Genomic DNA, 14047 nt, shown 5'->3' with positions numbered 1-14047 from the left:
TGTAAGCGCGCGTTGTTATTGACACCACCTGACACGATGATTGGCATAATTACCCGCCTGCGAGTTTGTCATTTTTAGCGCTTTTTTTGGCATCGTGAAAAGGCAACAACAGGTAGCGCCAGAATGAGCAAGGCTAGCGTTTGATTTGGCAACATTGACGAATGCGCGCACAGATCGATTTGGCTACTTTGCGCAGAAGTCTCGAAAAACCATAAAGCAGAGCCAAGCGGCCTCGCCTTTGACCGGCAGCACCGCATGTCGATATGAGGGCGCGAACTGGATTGCGTCGCCGGACGACAGCGTGTAGGTGCGCCCGTCGATGACGAGGTGCTGCTTTGGATACAGCGCGACCAGGTAGAAGTCCACCGGGGTTCGGCGATCCAGCCAAGCATCCTGCTCGTCCAGAAAGTCACCCTCGCCGAAGTACAGCAGCCAATGCGTGGCCTCTCTCGCTACCACTGTCGCAAGGGGCTGTAGCGCGCTCTTAAACTCTACCGGCCACGAATATTCCTTCAGCGTGCGGTAGCGACTCAGATTCCCGACATTGTTAACGCCCATGCGCTGCTGATGGCCGCGCACACACGGGCGGGATTTTACTTGCTCAGATACAAGCCGTTGAAAGGGCTTCAACTGTTCAGCCGTCAATACCTTGCGGGTCAGGGCGATGGCGGGCAGGTTGCCCACAGTCTGATTGCGATAAGCCGTCTTTAGTAGGGTCACAAAATCACCGGTATAAAAAAACGATAGATAAACGCAGCTCGGTTACCACTGGCACCGAATGAACAATGGCCAGACTGTCAAAGATCACTGCCTGGCCAATCTGGTCAATGACGTGGTGCGCCGTGTCCAGGGCGTCGTACCAGGTGATGCCCTGGGCTAGACTGCTTTGCAGAGGTACCACCACCATGGCGAGGTGTCCTTCGCGGGTGTTGTCCCGATGAGGCGGGATAAAGCTGCCTTGCGGGTAGACATTGATGTACGCCTGATCGAGCTCCATCCCTGCCAAACGAGGCGCAAGGCGGGACAGCTCGGTCCGCATAAAGGCGGGGCAGGCATCATGCCGCAGGCTGTAGTAATGCCCTGCATCCCCGGCAATGCCGACGTTTACGAATCGTTTGGCACGATTGGTAAAGCGGGAGGGCTCACGCTCAAACAACTGGCACGCTTCCTCACGTAAAGCGGCGCACAGCACTGGGTCACACTGCTCTAGACGAATCATATGTACCTCAATGGAAAGGGGTTGCGACCGTGCCGAGGGGACTGCCGATCACTTCGTGCAATCCGCCTTCCAACTCATCAAGGACGCGCTGCTCCAAGGTAGCCTTATCCAGAAAGACAAAGTCCGGGCTTTCAGAGTAAGCGGCTTTGTAGCGCGCATTTCGCACCTGGCACTCTTCTATATATCCTCGCATGGCTTGAAATTCCTCCACCGCCTGACCGGAAAGTGAGCTTTCGCGAACCAAGACATCGAGCAGATCGCCCAAGATGTTGAGCTGGCGATGCACGGGATAACGCTTCAACACCTTGTCGCCACACCGGGCGTTCAAGGTGTATTCGTCGATCAGCGGCGGTTGCTCGACTTGCGCAACGATCTCAAACGCATTGACCGTGCCACGCACCATTTCCCGGTCAGGATCAATCTCTACCGGTTTGGCAATAAAGTGGGTTTCATCGATGTCCGGTGCCTCTTCTCCCATACGACCCAACAGCAGCACAAAAGCACCAGAGAGTCGGTTAAACAGCGCAAACATGGAGCGTTTGCCTTGGTCAAAAGGCCGGGGAATATCAATCATCAGATCCGCTCCATTAGAAGATACCAACCAGCTTGGTACAGCCAGTAGGTGTAGACACTGCGATAGGCAGCGGCCGTGCCATTGCCAGTGCCATAGATGTAGTACTGCTGCCAACGCACAAACAGCGTGTCGCCGTTGCTAATGGGCAGCGGTGAGGCCGCTAGGCTGAGCGCCTGTGCAGAAGCCGTTGCCCCATAGGCATACACATCGGCGTAATAGGCTCTCGCCGAGGTGCCAAATTCGGCGTGCGTATGATTGCCTTCCGCGACTTGGCCAGCCCCTGCACCAATCGACCGATAGGCCGCAGGACCTAACCGGGCTTTCAGTTCGTACTGCGTGTGCGGATCGGCAGCGTAGATGTGGTTATTGAGTTCCTGTACGGAAGCCAGGTTGTGGTGGGGATGGTCGCCAGCCGCAACTTGATTGGCACCAGCTCCGGTTTTTTTGTAGGCCGCATCCCCCAGCTCGGGGTGAGTGACGTATTTACCGTCAACCAGCGTGCCGCCGATGATCTGGCGTATGGCGGCTAACAACTGGGTGTTGTTTGCCTTGTCCAGCTCAAAGCCCATTCCCTCGATGACATGCGCTATCTCCTCTTGCAGCGCATTCATCAGTGCATCGGTAACGACGGTGGCTGGCGCATTGGTGGCAGGATTACCCTTCTGGTGAAGTCCTTTGATTGCGGTAGGATGGTCATTACGATGCATCAGGCACCTCCGGGCACCGAGGTGTGAAGCTGATCAGCAATGCCGGTTCACTCTGTGCCTCGACCCAAGATGTAATAGCGCGACGCCACCCGATCACAGCACCAACAGCCTCCCTGTAGGTGATGGCTTTCGACAATATGGTTTCGCAAAGCTCACGTTTTTCAGCCATGCGTTGGGGGCCACAAATGGCGTCGATTAAAGGTGCCGACGCCATGGTATCGCTCAACCAAGCCTGGGCCTCTTTGCACTGTTCTGGCCAAGTATCAATTTCCGCTCGCGGATAAAGGCGGGTGATCGGCTCAAGTGCTTGGTCAGCCGCTATATTGATTAAACCGAGTGCATCAACGCGCAGTTCGTCGAGCGAACGTGTATCAGCAGGCACAAGCGATGCCAGCGTGTTACCCGCTGCCAGCCAATGTAGATAGTCGTTCCAGCCGTTAAGTCCTTCGCGAACAACGCCACTGTTACCGTCGCTTTTCTGCCAGAGTGCGGCGTCTGGCTCGCCAGGGATCTCAAAGTAGTTCATGTGCTGCCCTCAAAAGTAAGTGGTAATCACGGCGACACCGTCTGCACCATTCCCGCCAGCGCCTGACAGCCCACCCACAAGCGTTGCGCCACCACCGCCACCACCAGCACCGTAAAGACCGCCATCACCACCCCGACCGCCATTGCCGCCACTCAGGTCGTACCGGGCGCCACCACCGCCACCGGAAATACCAGGGTATTTGTAGCCGTCGCAGTAACCACTAGTCGGGACATCCATCCCGTCGCCACCGGGAGTGCGGCCATTACTACCGCCAGGCACGCTCCCAGTCGTTGCATTGAGAAGGGAGTACACTGAACTAGCTCCCCCACCGGCGCTGCTATCGGAGATACCTCCGCCACCGCCCCCTCCGGGCGCCCCTCCTGTGCCATTCCCTCCCCAGCCACCGTAATTTTTCGATGGAATACCACCAATGCCACCCAAAAATACTGCCGTGTTGTTAATTGTGTTTCCGCCGACGACGCGGTAACTACAACTACCGATCCTCAGTTCCGTCCCAGTTGCGCCGCCCCCAGGTAAGCCCGCAGTTGCCGATGCAGCCCCCCCGAAGCCACCCATGCCGACGATGACCGCACAGGAGTCAGGGAACAGCGCCGCATCCAACGTCAGTTCAAGCCGTGCCCCACCCGTACCGCCGGCGCCGCCCAGCGCTGAACCATCTGGCGGACAGGTCGACCCACTACCACCGCCTTGTCCCGCGCCGATCAGCAGCACATGGATCGACTTTGCGCCGGGCAGCTTTTTGAACGTCCCGCTTTTTGTGAATGTCTGGACCAGGGTTGATTGCGTCGAGCCTTTGGCTTTAATCAGCGCTTCGATAGCGGTCAACAGCTGAGCCTGATTCGCGGGATCGAGGGTCATGCCTGCGCCTTCGATCACCGCGCAGACTTCCTCCTGCAAGTTGTTTAGGAACGTCGCAGCGAGCGGTGTGGCATCAATTCCAAGCTCAAAATCCCCTTCGGAAAAGCGACGGTCATCGTCGACGCGGTCAGGGTTGTAAATACGATCCATGGTGATTCCTTATGGCTTGGGGCTGGCGACGACGTGAACATAATCACCGGCCGGTGCAAGGCGGCGCAGGTAGGTTTGGAGCCAGACCAGGTCCACTTCGTGAGGGTTGTGTACATAAACAATCCAGGTGCTGTACCAGTCGGTGGACAGTGCGTCGCCGACTGCCGATTCCCCCACTCGAAATGGCTGCACGAACTCGATGGTGGCCCGAATGCCGAGGCGGTCGAGAATGCCTGCTATCTCTGGACGGCTGAGCGTTCCACCCGCCAGCCAGGCGGCAATCAGTGCCTGTCGACGTTGTTCTTCTGTGCCTGTGCCGGGCAATTCAAAAAAGCGTTCCCAGTCTTCGAACAGCTCGTCCGTAGTGCGAGGGTCCCACTGTTCCAGCAGCTTCCAGCCCCGCTGCTCGATTCGGTACATCTCATCCGCCCAAGCGCTCATTAAGGCCGCGTCTTCACCGTCACGAGGCCAGGCGCGGCCCTGCGGCAACAAGTTCATCAGTTGCTGTTGGAAATCGGCCTGGCTGTAACGTGGGTAACGCACCTTCTTTTCCGGCTGGAGTGGCAGCCAGACCTGGTGATTAGCGGCGACCTCAGCGGTGGCGGTGACAGTCAGCGAGACACGGCGGGCGAGGTAGACCGTAGCATCCAGCAGAGCGACTCCGTTTACAGCGCCCTCGATCTGCCGGCCCCGCCAATGAACCGCGACCACCTCGGCCAGCGCAGCGGTTTCGATACTGCTCAGACGCAGACGCCTGGAGAAGCCTGAAGCCTTGGCGTCGGCCACCAGGGTGGCGCTGCTGGACTCCACCCAGGTAACTAGGGGAAGTCCGCAAGCCATTCCTGCGCGTAGCGGATTTCTGGAGGCGGCCATAGGCTTAGTTCAGCTTGATTTTGATATCGCCCGCTTGGGCGAAAAACAAATCGTTGGTTTCAAACACACGCGGCTCCAGAAACGGGCCGTGGTAAAGACGATTGCCTCCCACAGGCGCGTCATAGAGCGCGAAGTGGCTCACCACACCCCAGACGCCCGTGCTCGGCCTCGGCGAGCGCAAGTCAGTGTCGTTAGCGCAATATGTACTCCCGTCGGTGTCGGGGATGGGTTCGCCAAACGTCACCCGAATGCGTGCATAAGCGTTGCCGACCAATTCGGCGCCCGTGCCTTCGAGGTCCCCGGTTGGTGACGTGTACAAAGCGATGAACAGTTGCGCGGGCGGCACAAAGGCTTCTCCGCGCAGGGTCATGCGCAGCAGCTTGTCTTCCAGGTAATCGCTAAAAGCACTCATGTTTCACTCCAGTAAAGAACACCAGGGACCTGGATTTCACCAGGGCCGGCGGGTTGATTTTTGATAGGCAGTAAAAGGATGTGCGACCGCTCGCCCTTGGCCTTGCTGATCGCTTCGGAAAGCCGTGACATATAAACGGTGCCTTCGGGTCTGATGTCTGGATCAACCAGAAACCAGTCCTGGATCTCCAGGGACACCGCCTCACGGACGACCGGGGTGTCGGGGGAAACCACCACTCGCACATCCACGACTTTGGGTATCGGGGCGATGACATACAAAACCGGTGTCGCCGGCATCCGCTCGCGGATGTAGGCGTACACCTCATCGAGCAACGCCTGGGAGGGGATCAGCCCGGCCGGGTCGTGATCGCAGACCAGGCGTACGGTGATCGTGTTCGGCCCCATCTGATTGCTGTAGGCCCAAGCACGGGTGACGGCAGGGTGTGCGGCGCGTGCCCAGGCGACGTAGTCATTCAACGCGCCACCCTGAGGTGGATTGCGCAAGCGGAAGGTCACCCGCTCGCGAAACGACTCAAGGCTTTCAGCGTCCGCCCCTTTGGTCACGCCCTTTGCACCGACTTTGACACTGGCACTGATGCCAGCGACGGCACGCGAGAGCCGCAGGTCAGTGCCCGCTACGCAGTTACCCGCGTAGCCACCGACCAGCGACACTACCGGCACAAGCCCATTGCCCGCGGCGTCCAGATTGATGGTTTGAGAAACCACATATTCCCAACCATCCGCCCGTTGGAAAGTAGCGCCGGCTTTAATCAGGGCGTATGGCTGGCCGGTGATAGGCAAGTCACCATAGGCACCTGATGCGGTCAAGGGCGCCAAGCCCCACAAACTGCCCCAGCGCAGCAAGGTTTCCCACTCCGACTGATCCGGCAGCAATTGCTTAGCCAGCCAAGCCAGATGGCCATGCTGGCCGTGCGCTGCGCCTGCATTGACCTTGCCCAGCAAATGCAGCTTATGGCTCGGTACATGGGCGTCACCACCCGGCATCCATGCTTCAATATCGGCAGCGGAACGCTCAAGCAGCATTGGTAACGTGGGGCGTTCAAACGGCATGTTGACTCTCCTGACTCCACATATCCAAAAACTCAAAACTGTCCACATGGCCATCGGGCCGAGTGATCGTGATTTTTAGGTTCAAATCGTTGCGCCCGGTTGTCCAGGCACTGACCTGCACCGACCGAGCTGCTCCGCGCCGGGTCATCCAGGAGAGCGCCTCCCGGCTGTAGTCTTCGGCACGCCTCAGGACTTCGGACAGCACCTTTTCGCGCTCAAGCAACCACAGACGCGAGCCGATCTGGTCATCACCTGGCAAAAAGCTGTCGCCCCAGTGACCACGTCGGTTATCGCTGCCATCCGGAATAACGTCGTCAAGACGTGCCTGGCGGTCGGTAAACAGGCTGACCAACACCGCCGTGCGCAATGAGTCTTCTGTCTTCAGATCGGCCCCTGTCAGGCTCAAATAGCCAAAGCCGTTGCGCCACACCATCGCCAGATCCATTAGGCGGCCCCTTTTGGGATGGGCGCACTGGTGGGCTTGCCGAGGTTGCCGGTGTGCTCGTGTTCTGCACCGCTCACACCACTACTCAAATGATCCAGAGCAGTGCTGTTGCCGGCGATCTCTACGTGCCCGCTAAAGGTGGCCAAAGGCGTGTCGAAGGCCACCTGCTCGCTGGCCTGCACTTCCAGACGCTTGCACATCAGCAGCGCCACCCCGTTTTCCTTGAGCACCAGGTGGTGGCCTTCGCCGATGTGGTAGATCGCCGCATCGCCCGGCTTCAAACCTTTCAAGCGTTTCTCTTTGTTCTCCAGGAGAAAGGCTGCAAGGCTTGAGCGCTTACCGCCCGAAGCGAGAAACAAGCCAACCGCTCCAGGAAGTGGAACGCTGGTAAAACCGGCTGACTGGTAGTGTTCGACGTCGTCGGCGACTTCGTCCGCGAGTAAGCGCACCTGAATATTCTGTCGTTGCAGATTGTCGTTAGCGGCGATCAGCAGGCAGCGGCCTACCATCAGGCTCAGGCTTCGTTTTAGCGGCGCCAATAAGCGGCTCATGACCAATCATCCTCTTTAGCTTTCTTCGTTTTGGCCGTCTTCGGAACAATGGGATCGACCTCAAAACCTTCACGCGGCATCAATGACAGCCGGGTACGGGTGCCATCGCTGTTTTTTGTGAAGGTCCCGGCCGTGATTAACAGGAGAACAGAGTCCAGTCCCAACCACGGGTCGGTGATCCTTATTTGTTTGTTGATCGGCCATAATTGGTGACTGCCCGGCATGGTCCAGCCTTGTACGGTGACCTCGACAACTTGCGAGCGGGCACGGCGACGGCGCATTTCCCAGTCGGCGCGCAATGCGGCTTTGCTGTTGTCCAGGTTGTCTTCACCAATGAGGACCATGGGGCGATAGCGGCTTACACCGTCATCGGTGGCTCGACCGCTGCTTTGCGTTGCTGCTTCGCCATCCTGAGTGTCCCAGTCGTCGCCACCTGAGGTGGTGTCGCCCTTAACGATGTATTCCGAAAAGCGGTCGCGGTGGTCGTAGTCGGCGCTGGCCTCCAGAATCTGTTCGCCATGGCGCAGGTGGATCGGCAACACGTCAGTACTGGCGCGTGTGATCACCAGTCGCCCGGACGGGTCGCACGTCAGCAAGCAGCGGGCAAAACGAGCGGCGCGCTCCAGTGATTCAAAGCCCGTCTCACCGGGCTCAAGCTGCCATCCTGAACCGACGGGGTTGTTCGCCTCAGCGACGGTATTGACGACTTCAATGCCAAATGGCGCGCAAAAGGTTTTGGCCAGTTGCACCAGGCTTTGCCCTTTGAACTGGCCGCCTTCCATCGGTAAAGAACAATCAACCAGGTCGCACGTTTTGGCGCGACCGCTGACACTCAAACTACGCTTCTGGGCGTCATAGCCGGGCCGCGCGGCATCGATGTAGCCGTTGATCAGCGGCTGGCCTTCAAGCGAGAGCGCGCAGACACTGCCAGGACGAACCGGGCGTGGCTGCTGAGTCACTCCCCAGCGGTCGGTCAGTGACAAGTCGAAGTTCGAGGCGGCGCTCTCGATGGAATGAGTCACCGACACCGAGGTCCAGCCCTCAAAGCGCTGACGGCCGAGGGTCAGCTCTGCGCGGCCGGGGTTGTTCGCTTCGCTCATCGCAGCACCTCCAGTCGCTCACCCGCTGGCACAAAACCGGGATGGGATAGGCCGTTACGCTCCACCAGCTGTGTATTCCGGCGACTGTCACCGTAGAGGCGATACGCCTGCACCAGCGCAGGCAGTGTTTGTGCCGGCGTAATTCGTGTCACTGACGGCAGGCCTGTGCCGCGTGTGCTGAGGTCTTTAATCAGGTCTATGCGTACCTGCTCAAGCGCTTGATAGACGGTGTCGCTGGCCTGCAACTGGGCTTTTTCGATAGCGGCAATAAAAACGGCCTGAACTTCTTGGGCCTGATCTTGATCGCGGTAATCCACCAGGCTGCTGGCTTGAGCCGCCGCAATAACGGTGGCGCCCTGGACCAGGTCCAGCAGAACACCTTGCATGGCGATCTGTTCTTTACGGCTCTCGGTCAGGTTTACAGGGGTGATGCGCGTGCGTTCGACGTCGGGCAAACGATGCAAAGTGTCGAGAATTTTGTCTGCCGAAGGTGACGCGGGCGTCGTTGGTGAATGGCGCAAGGGAACGGCCGGCACCCTGGCCGACGATGCGGGACGTGCAGAACTGCGACCGACGTGGCCGAAAATACCCATAATGCTGCGCAGGCCATAAAACAAGCCGCCCCCCAGCGCCGACGGGTTGCGCATTACGCTGGTGATGTTGGAAATGCGCCCGGTCCAGCTTTGGCCGATGGCGATCCAGCTATTGCTCGTATTGAACATGCCCTGGCCTTGAGCCCAGCGATTTTGCCCCTCAGCGAACAGGTCTTGTGCCGGAGCGATGGTTTCCAGCGCGCCGTCATAGGCCGTTGACAGTTCATCAACCAAGCCCAGGGACAATCCCTCAATATGGAAGTACTCCTCGAACTTATCGAGCAGTGACTGTTCAGCGATGTCGCACGACTCTTGCAATGCAATATCGGTGACAGGGGTTTCATTGGGGGTAATCGCAGGGCCGGCTTCGTGCAGTGCGATGGTGAACGTGCTCTGGCCACCCTCACGGTTTTTATGGCTCAGGCTGACTTCGCCGATTTGCACCAGGCGCGTACCGAGAAACGGATGCACCAATTCGCCAGGGCCATACCGATTGAGTGCTTCGGCCAGGCGCTGTGCTTGCTCCAGGTGGTCGTCACCCAGAATGTAAGCGGTAAACGAATCGGCCCAGGCGCGACGGCCCATGTCTTCAACAAAGGGCTCATCACGGCCGGGGTATTCGGTTTGCACGGCGCGGCGGCCAATCTGCTGATCGCTGCCCTCTATAAGGAAGGGGACACCCCGAAACGATGCCGGGCGCAACTGTTCACGCCATCCCATCAGCTCATCCCCCGGCCGTTATAAATTTCGGCATTGAGATCCGCACCGCTGGATTTCATGGCAGTCACTCGACCGCTTGCGCCGTCGCTGCCCTCGATCTTGACCGTCAAATCAAGCGCGGTATTGACCTTTTCAGCGGCTTCACCGCCCAGCCAGCTACCACCCATGTAGCCCAAAGCCCCGCCGATTAGACTGCCAATGGCGGTGCCGATGACGGGCATTATCAAAGTGCCCAGTGCGGCACCCGCCGCAGCGCCCCCCCAAGCTCCTGCTGCACCACCTGCGGCCTCGCCGGTTGCCTGGACTTTTTCCGCAGTGCTGGCTTCATCTGACATGAGCGTCGACCCAAGGCTGATTACTCCAACCCCAGCGCCAATCAGACCGCCGACCTTGGGTGATCCGATTATTTGTCTTGCGCGTCCACCTTTTTTGGCAGTGTTCTTGACCCCCTCGGCACCCACGCCACCTGCGCCGCCCACCACGGGTGATTTGCGGCCTGGCAGTACGCTCATGGGGCCGTTTACGATATAAACCGGAATCGCTCCACCACCGCCCCCAAGACCGCCGCCACCCATCGCACCACGCCCAGCACCCGGCCCAGCGGCTGCACGGCCTTTCAACGCTCTGACAATCCCCAGACCTGCGCGACCGGCCTTGAACAACTGGACTCCCGCGTAGACAGCGCCGAGGGCTGCGACCGCTGTGGCGATGGCAGAAATTGTATTCGGCAGGGTTTTCGATTCCTGAGCTGCTTCGCCCAGGGCACTGACCCATTCATTGGTTTTATCGACAATAGCCGTCAGCGGTCGCAGCACCGGCTCAAACAAGGTGGCGGTTGTCGATGCAGCAGTACCCGACAAACCTTCAAAGGAGGCGCTGAAACCACTCATACGCTCATCAAGTTTGTCCTTGAGTGAGGTGCCTTCCTTAATTTTGGTCATGTATGACTGAAGGCTTTGTTCACCCTCCTGCAATAGCGCCAAGGCAACGCGGCCACCGTCGATACCGAACTTTTGGGTCAGCACCTCCAGTTGTTGCGCATCGCCCATACCCGCTGTATTTCTTCGAATTACCTCAATGATTTTTGAGGTTTCGAGCAGGTTTTTATTTCCGTCTTGAAATGCCTTGATTTTCACCGCTTTATTGAAAAAAGCCGCGATGCTAGTACCTGCGGACGAACCTTTTACGCCGACACTGGAGAGTTGAGCCATCATGGCGAACATTTCGTCTGAGCTTCGCCCAACTTGGGCCATGGTGGCCGCCGCATACTTGCCGCCTTCTGCCATCTCCTGGACCCCGGCTTGCGATGCCGAAGAGGCGGCCGATACGGAATTGGCCAAGTCCATGAATTTGTCGGCGGCGACCCCGAACGGTGTCCCCATCGCAATCAATGCTCCCCCTGTCTCGCTGGCATCGATACCTTCCAAGGTTGCCAGTGCGGCCGCCGCAGCAGCAGCACCAGACTCGCCAACCACAAAACCGAGTTCGGCACCGGACTTGATCAGTGTCTTTTGCAGGGCAACGATTTGCGCCTGGTTAAAGGGGGTGTAGCTCTGGATCTTAAATGCAGTCGCCTTAACTCTGCCCAGAGCGTCGTCCATGTCCTCGGCGGTTTTGAAGGTACTCATCAGCTCGGTTTTAACGCCAATCACTTCGCCCTGCAGGTTGGCTGCCATCTGCACAGCGGGCTTGAGCCGATTGACTGCCCATGCACCGCCCGTGGCCTTTGCCCCGGCTGCCGCCATTAGGCCAAACTGTTTACGTGCCTCGTCCAGACCGCCTGACATCTTTTTGATGCTGCGCTGGCCACGTGAGGACATGTCCTCCAGCGCGCGTCCGTTGCGCGTGGCCTGTTGTGCCAGGTTGCCTTCAAAGTCAACGACGACAGCGGTCTGAATCTTTTTCATCGAGGAGTTTTACTCAGCGTGTGTAGCAAGCGGGTGAGTTGACGAAACGTTAGCTTTTCAACTTCAGCTCGACTGGAATGGGTTCTGACACACAGCAACACGGCTATTTCCTCAAGTGCTTGCCGGTGCCGTATTAGATCGCCCCCGGCTTTCCAGCTCCTTGAGTGCGGCCTGTTCAAGGGCTCCGGCTTTAGAGTTCAACAACCCCAGGTCGTCGGCATGCAGACGATTAATGTCGCCAATGCTCAACGGCCCTTTAATGCAGCCGACCGAAGCCACCTGACGACGGATCATGTGAATACCCACTCGGGTGGGGCTGATCACCAGGCTATAGCCATCGGGCGTGGCCACTACTTTTTCCGCTTCCTCCTGAGCCGCCAGCAGGTCGCCGACGTTCAGTTCGCGCAAGGTCACGTCGTACTGCATCTGGGCGTCATCGCCCTTGCCAAAGGGCAGCCCGTGTTCCAAGCGAAATTCAATAGTCGCCATGTCATACCTCCTTGCATTCAAGGCCAGCGAACTTCAAGTCCACTTCGCCACCGGAAAAAGCAGGCGGCGCCGAACACCAGGCGCCGATGAGCATGTAGGTCAAACCGATGTCCGTGACGAACTCAATCGTCGCGTCCGTGATTTTGTTGAAACTGAGCAAGTCGTCGTCCTTGCCCAGTGGGACTTTGCACTCCACGGTCGGCTCTTCGACCGCCTCGGTGTAGCCATAGACCGCATAGCCTTTTTTGGTTTCGCGGTTCATGCCCCCGGTGTTGAGGCTGGCACCGTCAAGGGTGCGCAGCTCGCGACCGTCAACACGGATTTTGGCTCTGCCTGCAAATTGCGGCATGAGGGAACTCCTTTAGAGAATGAATTGAATCTGCATGGCGAACAGACGGAAACCGCTGACCAGGTGCGGGTGGCCCAGCACATCGAGGCGTGTCGGGTTGTCCTTGTTGATCTGAACCACTAGGCTGGCTTTGTACTTTTCGAAGTCTTGCACCTGCCCCTTGCCCTCCAGTTCGGTGAACAGGGCGAGCAACTGGGCGCGAATCATTGACGGCGTCACCACTGCTTGACCGGGCGCAAAGCGCGTACCGTCAGCAGCCAGCTTGTGCCGTGGAAAGCGCAGCTGAATCCGCGACGTAGTGGCATAGCGGATGCTGCTCAGGTTCGCCGGGGTGTTGATGTCCAGGTAACTGGGATCGGGCTGGCCAAAACTGTCGAGCTGGTAGGTGGTGATTTCGCGCTGGATTTGCACGACTTCGCCGGGGCCGACGCTGTGGGTGGCGATGCCGTCGTGCAACAACAAATTGTTTTCCGGCAAGTCCCAACGCAGGCTTTTGTCGGCAGGCAGCAGTCCAGGCAAAGCGAGCGTTTGCAGGGGGCGAGCAGGGTCAATCGACAACGACTGCGAGGCGATCAGCCCATACACCATGGCCCACAGGTAGGCCGGTTGCGGCGATAGGTTGGCACCCATACAAGACAACAGAAAACCGTTGCGGCTGTTACCGAAAGTGCCGGTGGCCGCATGGGAGCCACGAAAGGCGCTGAAGGTCAGCGAGTCAATCATGCGCATCGGCCCCCAGCGCGTGAGCAGCTCCGCTTCCAGGGCGTTCATGTTTGCGGTATCGGTGTACGGCATGACAATGGAGTTCCACCACTCATCCCCAAACGCGGCAATCGCGTTAATGACATCGGGGTTGGCCGCGCCACCGGTCATCGTGCCAATGGTCAATGCCACACCCGGTGGGTTGACTTCACCAGGGTAATAATTCTGGCGCACGTCGATATCGTTGCCGGTCAGACCTTTCCAGCGACAGGTCAGTTTGACGCTGTCGTCCGTGGCGGCGGCGACGACCGGCAAGCGTGTATTGCCATTGACCGTCGCGGCAATCGCTGCGGCCATGGCTTTGGCGTCATCGCCATCGGCCACACCGACTCGCACCTGTTCGCCGCCAATCAGGAGATACAACGTACCTGCGCCAGTAGCGGCTTTGGTCACGGTGATGGTCATAGTGGCAGCGGCGCCGGCCTGCGCATCGTCCAACGGGATGGCCCAGGTCTCCATGTAGCTGTTGGCCGCTTTGCCCAGGCGAAACATCGAGGCCAGCATCGATCCACGACCAAAGAGCTGCTCGGCCTGGCTGGCTTTGGTAACCCGCACCGCTTCCCCTGCCTTAGCTGTACCGTCTGCGGTGCGTTGACCCAATACCAAGACTTTCCAGGCAATAGCGGGCGTGCCCTGAACGGCGGCGCTGTTGTCGATCTCGATTGAGACCAGGGGGACCCGCAGGTCATTGGGAATCGCGTTAAACGAAACGGACATGCTC

At 58.6% G+C, this 14047-nt stretch carries 17 protein-coding genes; all 17 read right to left on the bottom strand.

All coding sequences use genetic code 11. The features are described from left to right. Window positions 1-183 precede the first annotated feature (183 nt). The 17 genes from ACI77I_RS26100 to ACI77I_RS26020 all read right to left on the bottom strand — a co-directional run bounded on the left by ACI77I_RS26100 (window position 184) and on the right by ACI77I_RS26020 (window position 14043). Entirely contained in the window at window positions 184-720 is a 537-nt protein-coding gene (locus ACI77I_RS26100) for a hypothetical protein (RefSeq protein WP_406999087.1), read from the bottom strand. A 4-nt stretch (window positions 721-724) separates the two neighbouring features. Next, entirely contained in the window at window positions 725-1219 is a 495-nt protein-coding gene (locus tag ACI77I_RS26095; protein WP_406999085.1) for a hypothetical protein, read from the bottom strand. Window positions 1220-1226: 7 nt separating this feature from the next. After that, complete coding sequence (locus tag ACI77I_RS26090) at window positions 1227-1793, bottom strand: hypothetical protein (protein ID WP_406999083.1); 567 nt, start codon at window positions 1791-1793, stop codon at window positions 1227-1229. Then, the gene (locus ACI77I_RS26085) at window positions 1793-2500 is read right to left on the bottom strand and encodes a hypothetical protein (protein ID WP_406999081.1); all 708 of its coding nucleotides are present in this window, start codon (window positions 2498-2500) and stop codon (window positions 1793-1795) included. Before ACI77I_RS26085 ends, ACI77I_RS26090 begins: the two co-directional genes overlap by 1 nt. Continuing rightward, window positions 2490-3026, bottom strand: a complete 537-nt coding sequence (locus ACI77I_RS26080; protein WP_406999079.1) for a hypothetical protein — start codon at window positions 3024-3026, stop codon at window positions 2490-2492. The genes ACI77I_RS26085 and ACI77I_RS26080 overlap by 11 nt, the downstream gene beginning before the upstream one ends. A gap of 9 nt (window positions 3027-3035) precedes the next feature. Continuing rightward, on the bottom strand, window positions 3036-4055 hold the full coding sequence (locus tag ACI77I_RS26075) for a hypothetical protein (RefSeq protein WP_406999077.1): 1020 nt from the start codon (window positions 4053-4055) through the stop codon (window positions 3036-3038). 9 nt (window positions 4056-4064) lie between these two features. Beyond that, on the bottom strand, window positions 4065-4865 hold the full coding sequence (locus ACI77I_RS26070) for a putative phage tail protein (protein ID WP_406999075.1): 801 nt from the start codon (window positions 4863-4865) through the stop codon (window positions 4065-4067). 67 nt (window positions 4866-4932) lie between these two features. Next, window positions 4933-5340: a hypothetical protein gene (locus ACI77I_RS26065; protein WP_406999073.1), complete on the bottom strand. Its 408-nt coding sequence runs from the start codon at window positions 5338-5340 to the stop codon at window positions 4933-4935. Further along, complete coding sequence (locus ACI77I_RS26060; protein ID WP_406999071.1) at window positions 5337-6410, bottom strand: baseplate J/gp47 family protein; 1074 nt, start codon at window positions 6408-6410, stop codon at window positions 5337-5339. Before ACI77I_RS26060 ends, ACI77I_RS26065 begins: the two co-directional genes overlap by 4 nt. Beyond that, window positions 6400-6855: a phage GP46 family protein gene (locus ACI77I_RS26055; protein ID WP_406999069.1), complete on the bottom strand. Its 456-nt coding sequence runs from the start codon at window positions 6853-6855 to the stop codon at window positions 6400-6402. The genes ACI77I_RS26060 and ACI77I_RS26055 overlap by 11 nt, the downstream gene beginning before the upstream one ends. Further along, window positions 6855-7406 carry a phage baseplate assembly protein V gene (locus ACI77I_RS26050; protein WP_406999067.1) on the bottom strand — a complete coding sequence of 184 codons (552 nt, stop codon included), beginning with the start codon at window positions 7404-7406 and terminating at the stop codon, window positions 6855-6857. The genes ACI77I_RS26055 and ACI77I_RS26050 overlap by 1 nt, the downstream gene beginning before the upstream one ends. Continuing rightward, window positions 7403-8506 carry a phage baseplate assembly protein gene (locus tag ACI77I_RS26045; protein WP_406999065.1) on the bottom strand — a complete coding sequence of 368 codons (1104 nt, stop codon included), beginning with the start codon at window positions 8504-8506 and terminating at the stop codon, window positions 7403-7405. Before ACI77I_RS26045 ends, ACI77I_RS26050 begins: the two co-directional genes overlap by 4 nt. After that, on the bottom strand, window positions 8503-9819 hold the full coding sequence (locus ACI77I_RS26040) for a DNA circularization protein (RefSeq protein WP_406999063.1): 1317 nt from the start codon (window positions 9817-9819) through the stop codon (window positions 8503-8505). Before ACI77I_RS26040 ends, ACI77I_RS26045 begins: the two co-directional genes overlap by 4 nt. Then, on the bottom strand, window positions 9819-11726 hold the full coding sequence (locus ACI77I_RS26035; RefSeq protein ID WP_406999061.1) for a phage tail tape measure protein: 1908 nt from the start codon (window positions 11724-11726) through the stop codon (window positions 9819-9821). The genes ACI77I_RS26040 and ACI77I_RS26035 overlap by 1 nt, the downstream gene beginning before the upstream one ends. Window positions 11727-11837: 111 nt before the next feature. Continuing rightward, window positions 11838-12215, bottom strand: coding sequence for a hypothetical protein (locus ACI77I_RS26030; RefSeq protein WP_406999059.1), 378 nt, complete (start codon window positions 12213-12215; stop codon window positions 11838-11840). 1 nt (window position 12216) lies between these two features. Continuing rightward, the gene (locus tag ACI77I_RS26025; RefSeq protein ID WP_406999057.1) at window positions 12217-12564 is read right to left on the bottom strand and encodes a phage tail tube protein; all 348 of its coding nucleotides are present in this window, start codon (window positions 12562-12564) and stop codon (window positions 12217-12219) included. Window positions 12565-12576: 12 nt separating this feature from the next. Next, window positions 12577-14043 (bottom strand): phage tail sheath subtilisin-like domain-containing protein, encoded by a 1467-nt coding sequence (locus ACI77I_RS26020; protein WP_406999055.1) that lies wholly within the window; start codon window positions 14041-14043, stop codon window positions 12577-12579. Window positions 14044-14047 lie beyond the last annotated feature (4 nt).

It is taken from the genome of Pseudomonas sp. D47 (genome assembly GCF_045447305.1).
GTDB lineage: Bacteria > Pseudomonadota > Gammaproteobacteria > Pseudomonadales > Pseudomonadaceae > Aquipseudomonas.
The sequence above is the reverse complement of the archived record's forward strand: the minus strand, read 5'-3'. Positions and strand labels throughout refer to the sequence as shown.